Here is a 19,838-nt window from a genome sequence, read left to right as displayed (position 1 = left end):
TCTAAAATAGTGAGGAGCAATATAAATGGAAAGATTAAAATTAGGGGATAGCATAGGAATATTTTCTTCATCATCACCTATAACTTATACGGTGCCGATGAGATATAAAAGAGGAAAAGAGTTTCTAGAAAGTAAGGGTTTTAATATTGTTGAAGGATCATTAACAGGAAAAAGTGATTACTATAGATCGGGCAGTATTAAAGAAAGAGCTGAGGAGCTAAATGAGTTAATTAGAAATCCAAATGTGAGATGTATTATGTCTACTATAGGTGGAATGAATTCTAATTCAATATTGCCTTATATAGATTATGAGGCCTTAAAAAAAGACCCTAAGATTATAATCGGTTACTCAGATATAACTGCAATACTTCTTGGTATCTATGCAAAGACTGGAATACATACATTCTATGGACCAGCTATAGCTGCATCCTTTGGAGAGTTTCCACCCTTTGTAGATGTAACCTATGATTATTTTAAAGATATTTTAGTAGAAAATGAAAAACTACCATATACACTAGAAGCTCCAAAGGTGTGGACTGAGGAAGTTATTGATTGGAAGATACAAGATAGGACTAAATTGGAATATAAAAATGAAATTATAACAGTTCATGAAGGAAAGATAAAAGGAAGAGTAATAGGTGGAAACTTAAATACTATGCAGGGTATATGGGGAAGTGAGTATATGCCGCAGATAAAAGATGGAGATATATTATTTATTGAGGATTCTTTAAAGGATATAGCTACCATAGAGAGAAGTTTTTCTCTTCTTAAACTAAATGGAGTTTTCGAGAGGGTTTCAGGAATTATACTAGGCAAGCATGAACTATTTGATCATGGTGGAACAGGTAGGAAGCCCTATGAAGTATTACTAGAAGTTATGGGAGAATGTAATATTCCATTCTTAGCAGAGTTTGATTGTTGTCATACACACCCAATGATGACTCTACCAATAGGAGCATATATAGAACTTGATGCAACAAATAAAAAGGTAATTATACTTGATGATCTATTTTAAGTATAAAATAAAAAACTGTTGACATGTTATGTAAAATAAGACTATAATAGGAATATAAAATAAACAAGGAGGTAGGAATATGTTATTTGCAATTAAAAATTTAGAATTAACAATTAAAGATTTAAGATTAACAAATAAAATATATAATTATGCCCTGCCTCAAATTATAGGTTTTTAAAGTAAAGTTTAAAATACTAATTTGTAGTTAAGTCCTAGGGTATTCCTAGGACTTTTTATATTTTAATATTTTAAATTTAACTGCAAGTATGATAATAAGCTATGAAGTTTCATCTAAGCTTAAAAATTATACTTAAGAATAAATATGTGCTATTTAGCCATATCCTATCATTTTGAGTGAAGGATATGGCTATTTTATTTTTAGGATATGTTTTAAATTGGTGTTGATAAGGACTTCATATTATCTTCGCTAAACCGTTTCGGGACCTTGATTTGCTAAGGCTCTGGTCAGGCCAAAATCTAAAATACAACAACTCACATTTGTTCAAACAAGTTGTATTTTTTAACGATTTAGTCCTTCTCATAACCTAATTAAATTCAAGAACCTTGCAAATGGTATTACTCTCAGATAATATTGAAGTCAAATTTCAACAATCAGTTAAAACATAGCTTATTTTCAAAGAAGTCTCCAATTTAAATTAATATTGATCATAAAATTAAAAAAGTGAATGTAAAGTTATATAAAAGAAGGGGTGAGGGGATATGAAATTACCATTAAAAGAATATTTGGGATTATTATATAAATATTTAAAAAAGCAAAAGCTTAGTGTAATTATATTAATGATAATACTAATTTTCAATGTAGCATTACAGCTATATAATCCACAGATATTAAGATATTTTATTGATACTGTGGGATCAGGACATGAAGGGAATAATTTAATAATAGCAGCACTGCTATTTATTGGATTTGGAATTACTAGACAAGTTTTAAGAATTATATCTACCTATATAAGCGAAAATATAGGGTGGAGTGCAACAAATGCTTTGAGGGTAGATTTAATAGATCATTGCATTAAGCTTGATATGTCATTTCATAAAAAGCATCAATCAGGGGAAATGATTGAAAGGGTTGATGGAGATGTAAATGCACTATTTAGTTTCTTTTCTACATTTATGTTAGAGCTGTTAACTAATGCAGGATTAATTATAGGAATTCTTATACTTTTACTTAGAGAAGACTGGAGAATTGGAGTTACATTGACTATCTTTGCTACTTTATCCATGGTTGCTATGAGATGGATTGAAAAGAAGGCTTCAGTTCACTGGGGAATAGCAAGAGAAAATAGTGCAAAGTTATATGGATTTTTAGGAGAACAGATTACTAGTGTAGAGGACATAAATACCTGTGGTTCAAAAAGCTATACAATGAATACTTTGTATAAGCTTTATAGAAAAATGCTACCTACAGAAGTAAAGGCAACCTTAGGTTACTATTATATGTGGATAGCAAACTTGATTATTTTTGGATTCGGGAATGTAATGGCACTTTTATTATCAGCGTACCTTTATGGGAATTCTGTTATAACCTTTGGTACTGTATATTTAATATTTTACTATACAGAGCTTATGGTAAATCCCTTAGAGGAGATTAGATCGCAAATGCAAGAGCTTCAAAGGGCTGAGGCTAGTATAAAAAGAGTAAAGGAATTGTTTAATACTAAGAGTACTATAGAGTTTGGTGAGGTAATTTTAGATTCTAAAAGCCCTATAGATGTTGAAATAAGAGATGTTTCCTTTAGTTATGAAGAGGGAGAACAGGTACTTGAAAATATAAATGTTAATATACCTAAGAATACAGTCCTAGGAGTTCTTGGTCATACAGGAAGTGGAAAGACCACCTTAGCTAGAGTTATTGTTAGGCTTTATGATGTTTGTGGCGGCAGTATAAAGTTTAATGGTGAGGAGCTAAAAAATATAAGTGAAGAAAGTTTAATGGAGAGTATAAGTTATGTAACTCAAGAGGTGCAAATCTTTCATGCTACGGTTAGAGAAAATCTTACACTATTTAATCCAAATATAAGTGATGATACTATCCTTGACATAATTAATGATATTGGTCTAATGCCATGGCTTAAGAATCTACCTAAAGGATTAGATACTATGCTAGATAATGGAGGTAGTGGACTATCAGCAGGCGAAGCTCAACTATTAGCTTTTGTAAGGGTTTTTTTAAAGAATCCTAATCTAGTTATATTAGATGAGGCTACTTCTAAGTTAGACCCTATAACTGAAGGACTGATAGAGGCTTCATTAAATAAACTTTTAAAAGATAGAACATGTATCATAATAGCCCATAGATTAGGTACTGTTCATAGAGCTGATAATATCTTAATTTTAGAAAATGGCTCAGTGGTTGAGTATGGAGATAGAAAGAAATTATGTGTAGATAGTAATTCTAAGTTCTTTAATCTTCTACAAAAGGGCATGGAGGAGGTGCTAGTATGATAAGTAAAAAGGAAGATAAGGGTTTAGTGCTAAAGTATATATGGCAAATGCTAAAGTATAGACCTTGGTTATACACTATAAACTGTATTTTGTGGATGGCAATTCACGTATTCCCACTTATACCAGGATTAATTACTAAAAAGTTCTTTGATGAACTAGAGAGTAGTGGAAGAATAAATAATCAGGTATTGGGGCTTATGGCAATGCTTATAGTAGTAGCTTTAGCAAGGTCAATTATTATAAGAATTGGTGGTGAAGTAGATGCAGTTCATAGATTTAATATGAGTGCACTTCTTCGACGTAATTTACTGGAGTGCATAGTAGATAATGATGCTAATGGAAAACAAACATCTTTGGGAGAGTCTATGAATTGCTTTAGGGATGATATAGGAGAGATAGAAAGTATCATAAGTTATACCCTGGATATAATAGGTGATGGGGCTTTTGCTATAGTAGCAGTTATTATTTTATTAAGCATAAATGTGAAAATTACTCTATTTGTATTTGCACCATTAGTAGTAGTTATAATTCTAGCTAAAGAAGCTATGAAAAGTATAAAAGAATATAGAACTACAGCTAGAGCATCTACAGGAGATGTATCTGGAGCTATAGGAGAAATTTTTAACGGAATACAGGCTATTAAGGTATCAGGCAGTGAAAAATATATAATTAATAACTTAAATAATCTAAATAGAGACAGACATAAATGTATGGTTAAGGACAAAATCCTTAATAAAGTTCTTGATGCTATATATGATAACACTGTAAATATTGGCACGGGATTAATATTGCTTTTAGCAGGAAGGTATATGGCAGAGGGAAGTTTTTCTATAGGTGATTTTTCTTTATTTGTGTATTACTTAATCTTTGTAGCGGATTTTGCTAGTTTTTTAGGAGAAATTTTAGCAAGATATGAGCAAGGGGGAGTAGCATTTAGAAGAATGTTTATGCTCCTTGGAGAAAATAAGGAAGGTAAGTTATTAAAGCATAGTTCAATTCATTTGAAGGGAGATTTACCTAAGGATGAAGTTAATAGAAGAAATGAAGAGTTTAAAGAACTTAAAGTTGAAGATTTAACTTATAGATATAATCAGGTAAGCGGTATTGAGAATATTAATTTTACCTTAGAAAAGGGGCAGTTCGTAGTTATTACAGGAAGGATAGGTTCTGGAAAGACCACCCTTATAAAATCTCTTTTAGGAGTTTTGCCAAGAGAAAGTGGTAAAGTCTACTTTAATAATCATGAAATTCATAATAATAGTGAAGAGTTTATTCCACCTATGAGTGCATATACCTCTCAAAGTCCTAATTTATTTAGTGATACCTTAAAGAATAATATATTACTAGGGTTAGATGAGGACAGTAACAATATAAACGAAGCTATATATGCTGCGGTGTTAGAGAAGGATATTGAAGGTTTTAAAGATGGAATAGAAACTGTAATTGGCTCAAAAGGAGTTAAGCTATCAGGAGGTCAAAGACAAAGGGTGGCGGTTGCTCGTATGTTTGCAAGAAAATCAGAGTTATATGTCTTTGATGATATATCCAGTGCTTTAGATATAGAAACCGAGATAAAGCTTTGGGATAGAATGTTTGAGAGAAAAAATATTACAGCCATAGTAGTTTCTAATAGGCACGTAGCATTAAAGAATGCAGATAAAGTTATAGTGATGAAAGATGGAAAGGTTGAAGCAGAGGGGAATTTAGAAGAACTACTTGAAAATTGTGAAGAAATGAGACAAATTTGGGGAATGGATGTGTAAGAGAATATGAAGATTAAAGAACTAGAGAGCATTGAAATAAATAAATTAATACAGGATATAGAAAAGGGAAATAGTAAGGAGCTAGGAGAATGAAAATTTTAGAACTACAAGAATTAAATGAGCAACAAATTAAAGATATAAGAAAACTTGAAGGTATATGTAAAGAGTATGATGGAATAAAAGGGGATGTATTTTTATCTAATGAATTAAACTTTAATAAAGAAATTAAGTGTTATTTTTTATCATACGAAGGAGAAACGCTTATTAGCTTTATATATATGTTTATGCCAACATTACAAGAAGCAGAAGTATCAGCATATACTCTTCCTGATGAAAGACAGAAAGGTTACTTTAAGTTACTTCTTGAAAAAGCCGTTGAGGAGTTAAATAACTATGGTGTTAGGAAAATACTTTTTGTTCATGAACCAAAAAGTAAGAATGCAAAATGTGTTTTGAAGAGACTTGATGTAAAATATGATTTCTCAGAGTATTTATTAGTTTATGATTCAACTAACAGTTTAGAATGTAATAGTAAGTTGAAGTTAGTGCCTGTACAAAAGGAAAATGTAAATGAAATAGCAGCATTACACGTTGATATTTTCAATAAGAGTTTAGAGATAGGACAATCAATGGTTAATAGAGCCTTGGACTCTGAAGATAGGATACCTTATATGGCTAAATTAAATAATGAAATTATTGGTATAGGTAGTATTAGTTTAGAAAATAAGGATGGGTTCATTTGTGGCTTGGGAATTTCATCAAAACATCAAGGTAAAGGATATGGAAAAGAAATATTAAATCTGCTAATAGAAAAAATGTTAACTATGGATATCAACGACATACTTCTTGAAGTTGATAGTGAAAATCACATAGCCTATAACTTATATACTAAAAGTGGATTTAAAATTAAAACACAGTTTGACTATTATAGATATTTATTAAAAAAAGGGGGGGATTAGAAGAGTGAATATAGAATTTAAATCATGTACCATTAATGAAATAAGTGAGTTTATGGAGAGATACACAAAAACTTTATCATCACCTTTTGATTCATATTTAGATGATCATATTATATCATCTGAGTTTTATAGAATAATCAAGGATACGGTGGGAATAGGTTATTTTGCAGTTTATGAAGGCAAGATGCTAACACAGTTTTATATAGATTTTAAGTACTTAAGGTATGCAGAGAAAATTTTTAAAACTGTACTGCAGAGATTTAAAGAAATAAATTCAATATATGTATGCACTGCTGATGAATTATTTTTAAGTTGTGCTTTTGATATGGAAAATAAGATTATAAGCAATCAAGCGTACTTCTTCCAAGATAATAAGGAGTGTAAAGATGAAATAGGGACATATGAATGTGGAACACTTAGATTAGCTAAGGAGCATGATATAGATATAATAAAGGAATTAAGCGGAGATTTCTTTGAAGATGTAGATACTCAGGTTATTGATGGTGAGATATATGTATTTGAAAAGTATAAGGACAAAGATAAAGAGAAGGAAGTCCTAGGCTTTGGAATAACTGAAAAAGGACAGGTACTTAAGGGATACACAAGTACAGGAATGTTTACCTGTGAAAGTTACAGACGAAAGGGTATAGGTAAAACAATAATAACTAAATTAAAAGAACTATGTTATGAAAATGGTGAGACTCCTATATGTGGCTGCTGGTATTACAATACAAATTCAAAGCTAACATTAGAAAGCTGTGGGTTTGTTAGTAAAACTCGCCTTTTAAATGTTGAAATTATAAGATAAAAATATAAAATTTTAAGGGGGAAATATTTATGGAACTTATTTTTAAAGAAATAGACAATGATAACTGGAGAGAGTGTATTAAACTTTCAGTAGAGGAAAATCAAAAGGGATTTGTAGCTCCAAACTCATATTCTATATTGGAGGCTAAGTTTGAGACTGGTTGTTATCCTTTAGCCATATATGATAGAGATACAATGGTTGGGTTTTTAATGTATAACTTCGACAGTGAGGATAATAGTTGGTGGATGTGTAGACTTATGATGGATAAGAGTCATCAAGGAAAGGGATATGGAAGAGCAACTATATTAAAGCTATTAGAAAATATAAAGAAAGAACAAGGGAATATTAAGGTTTATACAAGTTTTGAACCAGAAAATAGTGTTGCTGAAAAACTTTATGAGAGTGTAGGGTTTAAGAAAACTGGACAAATAATGTGGGGCGAAGTTGTCATGGAGATTCAGATAGCATAATAGTAAAGCCTGTAAAATACTTTGTGTATCCGGGAAATCTTCTTAGAAATAAGGGGAAGTAGATGAATTTGCTTTAATACAAACTTATCTACTCTCCCCATTAATGGCGTTGTATTAATATAATACAACGCTAATTTTTTAGTATATAGTTATATATCAAAATTTAATATTAGTGATTATTTTTAAAATCAATTTCGTGAAACTATTAGTTGAGGAAAGGAAAAATATTAGCTTTCATTTGCTATTAATTTTTGGTATGATAAATTCTGTCTTAAAAATTTTTAAGATCCTAATGATTATACATATACTACTTCATTCTTTTTCTATAATGCTCATTGCAAGATTTAATAACTATAACTAGTTTATATAACAATGAATATTCTATAGGGAAATTACGAAAAACTATATGATGAAATACAAATTTACACTTATAAAAACAAAAGACAAAATTAATGGAGGTAGGAATAGTTGATAAAATTAATATTAGGAATAGTAGCAATAGCTATTTTGGTAGGCATAAGTTTCTTACTATCTAACAATAGGAAGAAGATTAGTTGGAGAGCGGTGTGGGTTGGACTATTAGTACAAACTACCATTGTATGGTTTGTACTCAAGATACCAGTGGGACGTAAAATACTTGGAGGAATAGCAAATGGCTTTAGTAAGGTATTTGAACTTGGGATGGAAGGTGTAAACTTTTTATTCGGAGGGATTTCTACAACGGGATTTGTATTTGCAATTAACTCATTATCACTTATAGTATTTACATCAGCAATTATATCAGTACTATATTTTTTCAAGGTAATACCATTACTAGTAAAGTATCTTGGTGGAGCCATAGCTAAGGTGTTAGGAACTTCACCAGTAGAGTCTATGTGTTGTGTATCTAACATGATGCTAGGTGGATCTGAAGCTATTCTAGTGGTAGGAAAGTATTTACCAGAAATAAGTAACTCGGAGTTGTTTGTATGTATGGCATCAGGCTTTGCAAGTGCAAGCGTTGGTATACTTGCAGGATATGTTGGTATGGGATTTGATTTATCATATATGTTAATAGCTGTATTTACAGTTCCATTTTCAACTATTATGATTGCAAAAATAATAGTACCACAAGCAGAAAAAGTTAATGTGGAAAAAGAGATAGAAATAACTGGTGAGTCTTACGAGAATATATTTGAAGCAATAACTACTGGTTCTATGACAGGATTGAATGTAGCATTAGCAATTGGAGCTACATTAATAGGATTTTTAGGAGTAGTAGCAATTATAAACTATTTACTTGGCTTCCTTGGCACTTCACTATCAGAAATACTTGGATTAATATTTATGCCACTTGGATGGTTATTAAGTATTCCATCAGGGGAGATATCCACTTTTGGACAAGTGCTTGGATATAAGGTGGGTGTAAATGAATTTGTGGCTTTCGATAGTATGGCTAAAGCGGTGCAAGCAGGCGTATTATCAGAGAGAACCGTATCTATATTAACTACGGCATGTACTAATTTTGCTAACTTCGCATCTATAGGAATAGTTAGTTCAGCAATAATAACTTTAGCACCTAGTAGAAAATCTGAAGTAATGAAGTTTGGTCTAAAGGCTTTAGTTGTAGGAACTATAGCAGCTATGGTAACTGCTAGCTTAGTAGCAATAATGATGTAAAACAAAAGGGATCATCTCAAAAGAATATTGAGATGATCTCTTATAAATTATATAAAAGGATTAATATATACTAAAATGAATTCAACCTATTTAAGGATATTATGCTTATTTCAATTAGGTTTATAGTATAATTATATCAGTGTATACTTATTTTATTAAGATTAAGGGGGAAAAGAAATATGGCAATTTATAGATGCAGTATATGTGGCTATGAGTATGATGAAGAAAAGGAAGGGTTACCATTCTCAGAATTAGATGAGAATTGGAAATGTCCTATTTGTAAACGAGATAAAGAAGCTTTTAAAAGCACAGAAAAAGCAGACAAGGGGTCTGCTTCTAAAATAGTAACTACAATAACATCAGAGGAAAATCCACTAGCCTATCCAAATGCTTTTGCAAAAGGAAGTAGCGATGTTGAGGGGCATATGAGTGATATTCACCAAATGGCTACTACGGGATATTCCATCATTGAGCCTATGGGAACAACTCTACCAGTAGTTTCTTGGGATGATATTTTAATATTGGGAGCTCAACTAAATCCAGGTCCATTAGAGGAACATGATCTTGTAAATACAAAAACTATAATAGGAAAAAATGCTGCAAAACCTATGGTAATTGAAAATCCAATCTATGTTTCTCATATGTCCTTTGGAGCATTATCAAAAGAGATAAAAATAGCATTAGCAAAAGGATCAGCTATGAGCAAAACTGCAATGTGTAGCGGAGAAGGTGGAATTTTACCAGAAGAAATGGATGCATCCTTCAAATATATATTTGAATACGTTCCAAACCTTTATAGTGCAACACCAGAGATTCTTAAAAGTGTTGATGCAATTGAAATCAAAATTGGACAAGGTACAAAACCAGGTATGGGTGGACATTTACCAGGGGAGAAGGTAACAGCTGAGATAGCTAAAATTAGAAACAAGCCAATTGGTGAAGATATTATTAGTCCATCTTCTTTTAAGTTTGTAAAAACAAAAGAAGATTTAAAAGAGTTGGTTGAAGGTTTGCGTATGACTTCAGAAGGAAGACCAATTGGAGTAAAGATTGCCGCTGGTCATATAGAAAAAGATTTAGAATACATTGCTTATGCAAAACCTGATTTTATTACAATTGATGGAAGAGGAGGAGCTACAGGAGCTAGTCCTAAAATGCTAAAAGATGCAAGCTCAGTTCCAACCATTTACGCTCTATATCGTGCGAAAAAATATATGAAAGAACATAATATGGATATGGATTTAGTAATTACAGGAGGTCTACGTGTTTCTAGTGATTTTGCAAAGGCTATTGCTATGGGAGCTGATGCTATTGCTATAGCGTCATCAGCATTAATGGCAACTGCTTGTCAACAGTATCGTGTATGTAATACAGGTATGTGCCCTGTTGGTGTTGCAACTCAAGATCCAGAACTAAGAAAAAGACTTCATATTGATCATGCTGCTAAGCGTCTGTCAAACTTCCTTAATGTTTCAAATGAGGAATTAAAGACATTTGCAAGAATATCAGGACATAGTGATATCCATGATTTAAGTGTAGATGATTTATGCACTGTAAACTCAGAAATTTCCAATCATACAGATATTACTCATGCATAAATAAATGTTAGTATGAAGAAAGTATAATTTTAAATAGGGATATAAATCAATGGAGGGTGTGTACTTTGTACACACCCTTATATTTTTCCATTAAGAAATGAAAAATGTAATAATATCAAATGAAAATCATATTATATAGGACTCAACATATAAAGCGATATATGTGATTAAGGGGTATTATTATGGAGTTAGTAATGATACTGCCATTAAACAAAGAGCTAATTTTAATTTTGAATAGGAGGGGGAAAATGAGTAGATTCACCAAACTTGAAAAACAATGGATTTTATATGACGTAGGTAACTCGGCTTTTACTATGCTAGTATCAACAATAATACCAATTTACTTTAAAAACATAGCAACTACTGCTGGAATTTCAGCATCAGACTCAACAGCGTATTGGGGATATGCAGTGTCCATAGCTACTATAATTGTAGCAATACTTGGTCCAATACTTGGAACACTTGCAGACACTAAGGGCTATAAAAAACCCTTATTTTCACTGTTTATGATGCTTGGGGTACTAGGTTGTGCTGCTTTAGCACTTCCAGTACCGTGGGTTATATTTTTAGCTATATTTGTTATAGGTAAAGTTGGATTTTCAGGAAGTCTTATATTTTATGATGCAATGCTTAATGACATAACTACTGATGAGAGAATGGATGATGTATCTTCACAAGGGTTCGCGTGGGGATATATAGGAAGTTGTATTCCTTTCACTATAAGTTTATTATTTATACTTTTTGCTGGTAAAATTGGGATTTCAACTCCAATGGCTACAGGAATAGCATTTTTGTTAAATGCTACTTGGTGGTTCCTTATAACTGTACCTCTTCTAAAAAATTATAAACAAAAGTATTATGTTGATAAAACTGATAGACCAGTGGCAGATAGTTTTAAGCGACTTGGTGAAGTGATAATTGGCATTAGAAAACAGAGAAAAATATTCTTGTTCTTACTTGCATTTTTCTTCTATATAGATGGAGTTCACACCATTATTGGAATGGCAACCTCATATGGAAAGGATGTGGGAATTTCAGATAATAATTTACTGTTGGCCTTACTTTTAACACAAGTAGTAGCATTTCCTTGTGCTATATTATTTGGTAAGCTCGCGAAGAAAATTAAGACCGAAAAATTAATTACAACATGTATTTTAGGATATGCGGCTATAACTATATTTGCATTGCAATTAGATAAAACCTGGGAGTTTTGGTTACTTGCTGTATGCGTTGCTGTATTCCAAGGAGCAATTCAAGCTTTATCACGTTCATACTACGCAAGAATTATTCCAAAGGAAAAATCTAGTGAATACTTTGGGTTTTATGATATCTTTGGTAAAGGTGCAGCATTTATGGGTACTATGTTAATTAGTATAACAATTCAATTAAGTGGAAGTTCAAGGCTTGGTGTAGCTGGCATTGTAATAATGTTTACAATTGGATTTATAATATTTAAGGCGGCTACTATGGAGAATATATCTATTGATAAGAAAAATTCAACTAGTATTTAATAAATATAAAAAGATATGAGGTTTAGCTTGAAATTTTCTAAACCTCATATCTTTCTTAGTTATAACTAGTTAGTTAGTAGAAAAAGCATTTTAGCGAAAATAATATGATGTCTTAATCAACACTAATTTAAAACATAGCCTAAGTTAAAAATCTTCTTACTTACATACATAAATGTATGTTATATTCACTATGAGTTTTCATAAAGAACCATTGAAACTAGCAAGAAAGAATAAGCGGATGGATGTTTGCTAACTTCTCCTCCAAAGCTATCAAAAATACCTAGTGCTTTGGACACATATTCATTGTTAGAAGTAAGCTTAGACAATTTTACAAAGTTTAGAGCAGCTACTGAGTTACCAGATGGAATAGCTCCATCATAGATTTTTTTAGGTCTAGTAATTAGTTGTTCACCATCATCTCCATAGATAAAGAATCCTCCATTTTCTGCATCCCAGAAGTGCTCAATAAAATCATTACTTAAATCAATTGCTCTATCTAAGAATAGGTTTCGTTTTGTAGTTTCATATAGTTCTAATAGTCCCCAGATTAGGAAGGCGTAATCATCTGCATAGGCATAAATTCCAGATTCACCTTCACGATATCTAGCTAAAAGTCTACCATTTTCATTGAATAGATTTTGATATATAAACTCTACAGCATTTTCAGCAGCTAAAGTACAATCATTATTTTCGAATATTTTTCCACCTAATGCTAAGGCGGCTATAGTCAGGCCATTCCATGAAGTAAGAATTTTGTTGTCCTTATAAGGATGGATTCTATTATCTCTACGGTGGAAAAGTTTTTGTTTACACTCATTAATAAAGATAGTGTCATTAGGTATTTCTGTATCAATTAGATTAGGGATGTTAAAGCCTTCAAAGTTTCCGTTTTTAGTAATATTGAAGTATAAAGCAAATTTTTTACCATTCTCATCTCCAAGAACTTCATAGATTTCATCTAAAGACCATACATAAAATTTACCTTCTACACCTTCAGAATCCGCATCCTCAGCTGAATAAAAACCACCCTCAGCATTTTGCATGTCTCTTAAAATATAAGTAAATATTTCATTAGCAATTGTTTTATATTTTTCATTTTTAGTAATTTCATAGGTTTTAATATATACGACTGAAAGCAAGGCATTATCATATAGCATCTTTTCAAAATGAGGAACTAGCCATAATCTATCTGTAGAGTAGCGACTAAAACCATAACCGATATGGTCATATATACCACCTGCATACATAGCATTTAAAGTAGTTTCTACTATGTGAAGAGATTCAGTATCATTAGTAATCTTATAATTCTCTAAAAGGAGCCATAGATTATGTGGGGTTGGAAACTTTGGTTCACTTCCAAATCCACCATAGACATTATCGAAATTACTTTTAAATGTTGAAACTCCCACCTCTACAAGATTTTTAATTTCATAGGTTTCATTGGTACCAGTAGAATTAATTTCACCTAAGTCAGACATTTTCCCAAGGGTAGCTACTATTTCATTAGCGGATTCTAAGATGGCAGTTTTATTAGTTTTCCATGCATTTATTATTTTATTAAGAAGAGTTACTAACCCCTCCATATAACCCGTATTCTCTTTTGGGAAATAAGTACCAGAAAAGAAAGGTTTCTTATTAGGTAATATAAAAGTAGTTAAAGGCCAACCACCATGACCAGTAATAATCTGACATGTATCCATATAAATAGTATCAATATCTGGACGTTCCTCACGATCGACTTTTATAGAAATAAAATTATCATTAAGAATCTTAGCTACTTCTTCATCTTCAAAGCTTTCTATTTCCATAACATTACACCAATGACAAGTTGAATATCCGATACTTAGAAATATTGGCTTATCTTCACTTTTAGCCTTTTCAAAAGCTTCCTCACACCAAGGAAACCAATCTACAGGATTATGAGCATGTTGAAGTAGGTAAGGGGACTTTTCATTTATTAATCTGTTGGGTATACTTGTTAAATTGTTCATAAGACCACCTCCTCGTATTCGAAAATATTATGCCCAAGAGCAACTACTTTAAGCCACTAAAAATGAAATCCAGTAGAATTTTGATTTGATTTTTCATTCTACTGGAGTCATTTATATTTTGTTCTTTGGTTTCATTTTATAATCTTTTTATTCTTTATTCAGCATGCACAATTATATTTTCTTCTTGTATTAAGCTAAGTTTATTGCCGGCTACATCTCTTATATTTGAAAAAGAGCAAGGTAAACCTCTAGCTGCCAAGAAATCTGGTCCATCCATAAGTTGAAAATGCAGGTGAGGACAGTTAGACAATCCTGTATTCCCAACCTTAGAGATAACTTGACCTTGTTTTACTTTATCACCTTTTTTTACAGTTAAACTATCTGTAAGCAAATGCCCATAAAAAGAATATTCTTCATTGGCATGTCTCAAAACTATATAGTTTCCACACTGAGCTGCCAACCCATATTTATCTATATAGGGTTTCCTTTCATTCCAATCCCAAGAAGTAGTCATAGTAAAGCTGTGATAACAATCTACTACCTCCCCATCAGCTATTGCGAGTATATCCTTACCATAAACTATATAGTCCTCTTCACACATATTGTCCTTGTAACATAGCTTTTGGTCCGTATTATACTGAGCCATATCAAAAGCAAATTCCATTGAGTAATGTTGTCGATGGTCGGGCAAAGTGTTATAATTTCCACAAGTTGAGATATTACCTTTAAGTGGGAATATATATTGATTTTTATTTTTATATTGTATTAGTGGAATTTTGAACTCTTCTATATGTTCCTCTTCACATTTAAGATAATTAACTTTTATTACTAAACCATCTATAGCTTTATCGTATACTATTATGAAATATTCATTAAATATCCCTGTTTCCTGATTTGGTTCCATCTCTATAGAATTGGTATAATATTCAGGATTCCAAAATCCTTCTTCACCTAAAAATAATTTAGCTCCAAAACCTTTACCAAGCCAGGTACTATTTTCTGTAAAATTTTTTATAGAATTCTCAAGTGATTTCCCTTGATATGTGACTTGTTTCACTAAAATATCTGAAACATGTAACTCAAAATTTATATCTTTTAGTATTATATTTTTATCTGAATTATTTTTAATTTTTATACCATGTAAAAGAAAGTTAGATATTACTTTCTCACCAGTTTCAAGGGCCATATTAATAATAAAATCTTTTGGAATTGTACTTATTTTCATTATAATCCTCCAACTATATAGAATAAATTACTTTTACTGACTATTAATACTTTGTTTAATTTACCATTGGGTTCACCACTTTCTTAAACTTCTATTTAAATGGTATCACTAGGTATATCAATGCATCAACCTATAACATTTTTCTGAAAATAAAATGCGCCATTCAGCTTTTGCTTTATGGCACATTTTGTTATTAACTTGCTCTTTTCATTGTCAAAATAATTTTTTGTATGCTTTTTGGAGATAAATAGTACATTTCAGAAAGAACCTTTGTTGAAATACCTTCTTCATATAACTTATAAATATCCGCATTTCTATCAGAAGTTTTCTTTTTACTTTTGGTTGTTTCTCCCCAAAGTTTTCTGTTACATTTCTTTTTAGGAATATAAATGTATTCACCCTCAACATATTTTTGAATTAAATCCAATACTTCCTCTGGCAACACATCTGTTGCTTTAACATAGCTCATTAGAATGCTCCTCCTAAATATAATTTAATTTTAGGATTGAGCAAAGGTTATTTCATATTTAAATTATTAATATTTATGCAATAGCCTCTGCTATGCATTAACTACAGATCCTGTCATAAAGCTATTTCCCCTTTCTTCTCAGTTTACTATAGATTTTGTTGGTTGTTTCTTATAACAATTATAAGTATTATATGTATATTTTAACATAAATTACAATATAGCAGCAACCATACATTTGTCCAATACTTAGCAAGTACAAGTATATTAATTAACCTTTGATACTTTTTTATTGTATCTTAGTTTCAAGTTTTTGAAAAAAATAGCTACCCAATCCAAATTATCTTTGGAATTAGATAGCTGTATTTTTATGTGTAAATTTCTAAACTCCTGGTTAAATGCCAACCACCATGACCAGTGATAATCTGACATGTATCCATATAAATAGTATCAATATCTGGACGTTCTTCACGATCAACTTTTATAGAAATAAAATTATCATTAAGAATCTTAGCTACTTCTTCATCTTCAAAGCTTTCTATTTCCATAACATTACACCAATGACAAGTTGAATATCCGATACTTAGAAATATTGGCTTATCTTCACTTTTAGCTTTTTCAAAAGCTTCCTCACACCAAGGGAACCAATCCACAGGGGTGTGGGAATGTTGAAGTAGGCAATAATATTCCCTCAGGTCTCTATATTTATAATCTATATGGTAATGGACATAACTAGGAATGACGTGATATATTAAAAAGTTGTAACACTGATTCAAACAATCTATTAATAATAGTTTTATATGGAAATATTAACTGTTGTATAACACCACTTTGTTTCTACCTGTTCTCTTAGCCTGATATAATGCAAGGTCTGCATTTTCAACAAGCATGTCCATATCTTTAGTTATACTTGGATAGGTTGAAACTCCTATGGAAATTGTTACACAAATGCTAACCTCCTTAGAAATATAAAATTTGTTGCTTTCAACATTTTTTCTTATTCTTTCTGCAATTATAACTGCATTAGAGGCTGTGCAATCTGATAACAATACTGAAAATTCTTCTCCTCCATTACGAGATACAATATCAAACCCTCTGCTGGTGTCCTTTAAAATATCAGCTAAATCTTTCAATATAATATCTCCTGAACTGTGACCATAGGTATCATTTATTTTTTTAAAATGATCAATATCCAAAAAAAGTAAGGATAAATTCTCTCCTTTTCTAATTGTTTGTTGAGCAAATATATTAAAAGTTTTATCAAACTGCCTTACATTATTTAAGCCGGTTAAAAAGTCTACTGTCGCTTCATTTTTCAATTTATTATAAAGTTCAACAATTTCACATAAATACTCAGTATATATGTATACAAAATATGACACAAGTGAAATCCCAATATAGTATACTAATAAAAACTTGAGTAGGAATATCCTATCTCTAATAAGAATTATATACGAAATAGTGCTAACTAAAATTGAATATAAAGTACAATAAATCCACTTCTGTTTTCTTGTTTTCTTAATAATGGAAATAAAGCCAAAGCCTGCTCCAGAAAGTATAGTTGATATAACAGAAACTATAGCAGCTTTAGAAACTCCGAAATATAAAACTCTAAAAAAGCACATTATGATAGCAGTTATAATTGACGGTATAATACCACCAAAAATAGCTGATAGGACAATTGGTATAGTTCGAAAATCAGTTACTATTGTATTAGTAATATGTACTCCAAAGAACATTAATAAGATTCCTAATGAACCACAGCCAACTCCAATTAACACCTTTAAAGATATTGAAGAGTCCTTTAATATCTTTTTATCTATCATGAAATTATGAGAAACACTTGTAAATGTAATTAAAATACATGCATTAATAAATAAGTCAAAAATCATGGTAAAATTCTCCCCCCAAAAAAAAATAAAGTGAATATTTTAAAAGGAACAAAGTGATCATATATTATTTCATACCAATTTTATAACTTATTTTATGGTAAATATGATATAAAATGAGATTGCAAATTACTATAAGTATACTATTAAATCAGTTAAATTGTCTATATATTGATTTTTCAAGTCTAAGCCATTAATATAAATGTATTTATTTTAAAAATAAAAAACATAGCTACCTAACCCAAATTATCTTTGAAGTTAGATAGCTGTATTTTTATGTGTAAATCTCTAAACTCCTTGTTGAAGACAAGTTTTTAAATCGTCATCAGGAGTACTTATAGGTCTTATATTAAAGGTATCAACTAAGTATTGAAGTACATTTGGACTTATGAAGGCTGGAAGTGTAGGTCCTAGGAAAATTCCCTTTACACCCAATGATAGTAGAGCGAGTAGATCAGCAACAGCCTTTTGTTCATACCAAGATAATATAATTGATAGAGGTAAGCCGTTCACATCTGTATTAAATGCGTCTGCTAAAGCAGTTGCAATTCTTACAGCAGAGTAGGCATCATTACATTGACCTACATCAAGCAATCTTGGAAGACCTGCAACTTCACCAAAGTTTAGCTTGTTAAATCTATATTTACCACAGGCTAAGGTTAATATTATACAGTTTTCTGGTACTTTTTTTGCAAAATCAGTATAATAGTTTCTTCCAGATCTTGCACCATCACAACCTCCGATTAAGAAGAAATGGCGTATATCACCATTTTTAACTGCCTCAACAATTTTTCCAGCATTACTTAAGGTAGATTTGTGTCCAAATCCCACAAGTATTTCTTTAGGGTCTTCAGATGCCATAAATCCTCCTAATTCTAAAGCTTTGTTTATTATTTCTGAGAAGTCTTTTGTACCATCTTCTTTACAAGAAATATATTTTACACCATCCCAACCTACTACACTAGTGGTAAATATTCTATCTTTGTAGGTTTCTCTTGGTCTCATAAGGCAATTTGTAGTCATTAGAATACATCCAGGAATATTATCAAATTCAGTTTGTTGATCCTGCCACGCACCACCATAATTACCTACAAGGTGAGAATATTTTTTAAGCTCTGGATATCCATGAGCAGGTAGCATTTCACCATGAGTATAGATATTTATTCCCATTCCCTCTGTTTGTTGTAGCAACATTTCTAAATCTTTTAAATCATGGCCTGATACAATAATAAAAGGTCCCTTTTCAATATGAACATTTACCATATGTGGAGTAGGGTCCATATATGTAGTTGTATTAGCCTCATCAAGTTTTTTCATGACTGCCACACTCATATCACCTGTTCTCATTGTCATGTTAATTAAATCTTCAAGGGATAGATTATCATTAGTTGTGCATTCTAAACCTCTAAAATAGAAATTATCAACCTGGTCGTCAAAGTAATTTAGCATTCTTGCTTGATGTCCATAAGCACTTATACCTTTTAATCCATAAATTATAGTTTGTCTTAGGGATCTTATGTCTTCATTAGTTTCTTTACAATACATAATTCCAGCTTTAACTGCATCCTTAAGCATTTCTTCTTTAGTTTTACTTAGGTCATAGGTTGCTTGCTCTGGATAAGTTTTTTCAGGTGAAACTCTACTTCTCAAACCTTCTTTTATTTCTTGAGATTCTTTAAGTAATTTAACATGTACTTCTGCATCAAAATTAACATTAGTTAGTGTTGTAAATAGAACATTTTCTACAAAACTAACTATGGATTTATCTATAGTTTCTCCATTTTCAATAAGGTCTTTAGCATAACAACTTATTCCCTTTACTTGATATAGTAACAGGTCTTGTAAGGCTGCAATCTCAGGTGTTTTACCACATACACCTAACTTAGTACACCCTTTTCCCCCTGCTGTTTGCTCACATTGATAACAAAACATTGCATTATCCACTACTATTCCTCCTTAAGATTTAATATTTTATTATTATTCGCATAAGTTTTAAGATTATTCTTTAATTTAATATA

14 protein-coding genes and 1 pseudogene are annotated in these 19,838 nt (G+C 31.1%); 9 read left to right on the top strand and 6 right to left on the bottom strand.

The genetic code is table 11. The annotated features are described in order from the left end of the window. The first annotated feature begins 25 nt into the window (after nucleotides 1-25). The 9 genes from RSD37_RS07255 to RSD37_RS07215 all read left to right on the top strand — a co-directional run bounded on the left by RSD37_RS07255 (nucleotide 26) and on the right by RSD37_RS07215 (nucleotide 12,249). Nucleotides 26-1,015 (top strand): S66 peptidase family protein, encoded by a 990-nt coding sequence (locus tag RSD37_RS07255; RefSeq protein ID WP_346946047.1) that lies wholly within the window; start codon nucleotides 26-28, stop codon nucleotides 1,013-1,015. A gap of 720 nt (nucleotides 1,016-1,735) precedes the next feature. Beyond that, the gene (locus RSD37_RS07250) at nucleotides 1,736-3,481 is read left to right on the top strand and encodes an ABC transporter ATP-binding protein (protein ID WP_346946046.1); all 1,746 of its coding nucleotides are present in this window, start codon (nucleotides 1,736-1,738) and stop codon (nucleotides 3,479-3,481) included. After that, a complete protein-coding gene (locus RSD37_RS07245; RefSeq protein ID WP_346946045.1) occupies nucleotides 3,478-5,244 on the top strand; it encodes an ABC transporter ATP-binding protein in 1,767 nt (588 codons plus the stop codon). The genes RSD37_RS07250 and RSD37_RS07245 overlap by 4 nt, the downstream gene beginning before the upstream one ends. An 89-nt stretch (nucleotides 5,245-5,333) precedes the next feature. Beyond that, on the top strand, nucleotides 5,334-6,203 hold the full coding sequence (locus RSD37_RS07240) for a GNAT family N-acetyltransferase (protein WP_346946044.1): 870 nt from the start codon (nucleotides 5,334-5,336) through the stop codon (nucleotides 6,201-6,203). 4 nt (nucleotides 6,204-6,207) lie between these two features. Then, nucleotides 6,208-7,011: a GNAT family N-acetyltransferase gene (locus RSD37_RS07235; protein WP_346946043.1), complete on the top strand. Its 804-nt coding sequence runs from the start codon at nucleotides 6,208-6,210 to the stop codon at nucleotides 7,009-7,011. A 29-nt stretch (nucleotides 7,012-7,040) separates the two neighbouring features. Then, complete coding sequence (locus RSD37_RS07230) at nucleotides 7,041-7,481, top strand: GNAT family N-acetyltransferase (RefSeq protein ID WP_346946042.1); 441 nt, start codon at nucleotides 7,041-7,043, stop codon at nucleotides 7,479-7,481. Nucleotides 7,482-7,949: 468 nt separating this feature from the next. After that, nucleotides 7,950-9,140, top strand: coding sequence for a nucleoside transporter C-terminal domain-containing protein (locus RSD37_RS07225; protein ID WP_346946041.1), 1,191 nt, complete (start codon nucleotides 7,950-7,952; stop codon nucleotides 9,138-9,140). Nucleotides 9,141-9,319: 179 nt separating this feature from the next. Continuing rightward, nucleotides 9,320-10,738, top strand: a complete 1,419-nt coding sequence (locus RSD37_RS07220; RefSeq protein ID WP_346946040.1) for a glutamate synthase-related protein — start codon at nucleotides 9,320-9,322, stop codon at nucleotides 10,736-10,738. 248 nt (nucleotides 10,739-10,986) lie between these two features. Then, nucleotides 10,987-12,249, top strand: a complete 1,263-nt coding sequence (locus tag RSD37_RS07215) for an MFS transporter (protein WP_346946039.1) — start codon at nucleotides 10,987-10,989, stop codon at nucleotides 12,247-12,249. A 188-nt stretch (nucleotides 12,250-12,437) separates the two neighbouring features. Here the strand turns inward: RSD37_RS07215 and RSD37_RS07210 are convergent, their stop codons facing one another. The 6 genes and pseudogenes from RSD37_RS07210 to hcp all read right to left on the bottom strand — a co-directional run bounded on the left by RSD37_RS07210 (nucleotide 12,438) and on the right by hcp (nucleotide 19,752). Continuing rightward, nucleotides 12,438-14,240 (bottom strand): thioredoxin domain-containing protein, encoded by a 1,803-nt coding sequence (locus tag RSD37_RS07210; RefSeq protein WP_346946038.1) that lies wholly within the window; start codon nucleotides 14,238-14,240, stop codon nucleotides 12,438-12,440. A 154-nt stretch (nucleotides 14,241-14,394) separates the two neighbouring features. Beyond that, nucleotides 14,395-15,465: a M23 family metallopeptidase gene (locus RSD37_RS07205; RefSeq protein ID WP_346946037.1), complete on the bottom strand. Its 1,071-nt coding sequence runs from the start codon at nucleotides 15,463-15,465 to the stop codon at nucleotides 14,395-14,397. Nucleotides 15,466-15,658: 193 nt separating this feature from the next. Then, nucleotides 15,659-15,934, bottom strand: a complete 276-nt coding sequence (locus RSD37_RS07200; protein ID WP_346946036.1) for a CD3324 family protein — start codon at nucleotides 15,932-15,934, stop codon at nucleotides 15,659-15,661. A 389-nt stretch (nucleotides 15,935-16,323) separates the two neighbouring features. Further along, nucleotides 16,324-16,647, bottom strand: a pseudogene (locus RSD37_RS07195) (DUF255 domain-containing protein); the annotation flags it as partial. Between the two features lie 93 nt (nucleotides 16,648-16,740). Continuing rightward, nucleotides 16,741-17,823, bottom strand: coding sequence for a diguanylate cyclase (locus RSD37_RS07190; protein WP_346946035.1), 1,083 nt, complete (start codon nucleotides 17,821-17,823; stop codon nucleotides 16,741-16,743). A 285-nt stretch (nucleotides 17,824-18,108) separates the two neighbouring features. Further along, nucleotides 18,109-19,752 (bottom strand): hydroxylamine reductase, encoded by a 1,644-nt coding sequence (gene hcp / locus RSD37_RS07185; protein WP_346946068.1) that lies wholly within the window; start codon nucleotides 19,750-19,752, stop codon nucleotides 18,109-18,111. Between the last annotated feature and the right edge of the window lie 86 nt (nucleotides 19,753-19,838).

The sequence above is a fragment of the Clostridium sp. genome, from assembly GCF_036646415.1.
Classification (GTDB): Bacteria; Bacillota; Clostridia; order Clostridiales; family Clostridiaceae; genus Clostridium_J.
Note: the sequence above shows the minus strand (reverse complement) of the source record. Positions and strands in the feature narration are given on the sequence as shown.

Bases quoted from the DNA above. Each gene is read 5' to 3' on its own strand.
- RSD37_RS07240 (WP_346946044.1), top strand. From the start codon at position 5,334: ATGAAAATTTTAGAACTACAAGAATTAAATGAGCAACAAATTAAAGAT.
- RSD37_RS07215 (WP_346946039.1), top strand. From the start codon at position 10,987: ATGAGTAGATTCACCAAACTTGAAAAACAATGGATTTTATATGACGTA.
- RSD37_RS07200 (WP_346946036.1), bottom strand. From the start codon at position 15,934: ATGAGCTATGTTAAAGCAACAGATGTGTTGCCAGAGGAAGTATTGGAT.
- hcp (WP_346946068.1), bottom strand. From the start codon at position 19,752: ATGTTTTGTTATCAATGTGAGCAAACAGCAGGGGGAAAAGGGTGTACT.
- RSD37_RS07220 (WP_346946040.1), top strand. From the start codon at position 9,320: ATGGCAATTTATAGATGCAGTATATGTGGCTATGAGTATGATGAAGAA.
- RSD37_RS07250 (WP_346946046.1), top strand. From the start codon at position 1,736: ATGAAATTACCATTAAAAGAATATTTGGGATTATTATATAAATATTTA.
- RSD37_RS07255 (WP_346946047.1), top strand. From the start codon at position 26: ATGGAAAGATTAAAATTAGGGGATAGCATAGGAATATTTTCTTCATCA.
- RSD37_RS07230 (WP_346946042.1), top strand. From the start codon at position 7,041: ATGGAACTTATTTTTAAAGAAATAGACAATGATAACTGGAGAGAGTGT.
- RSD37_RS07190 (WP_346946035.1), bottom strand. From the start codon at position 17,823: ATGATTTTTGACTTATTTATTAATGCATGTATTTTAATTACATTTACA.
- RSD37_RS07245 (WP_346946045.1), top strand. From the start codon at position 3,478: ATGATAAGTAAAAAGGAAGATAAGGGTTTAGTGCTAAAGTATATATGG.
- RSD37_RS07205 (WP_346946037.1), bottom strand. From the start codon at position 15,465: ATGAAAATAAGTACAATTCCAAAAGATTTTATTATTAATATGGCCCTT.
- RSD37_RS07210 (WP_346946038.1), bottom strand. From the start codon at position 14,240: ATGAACAATTTAACAAGTATACCCAACAGATTAATAAATGAAAAGTCC.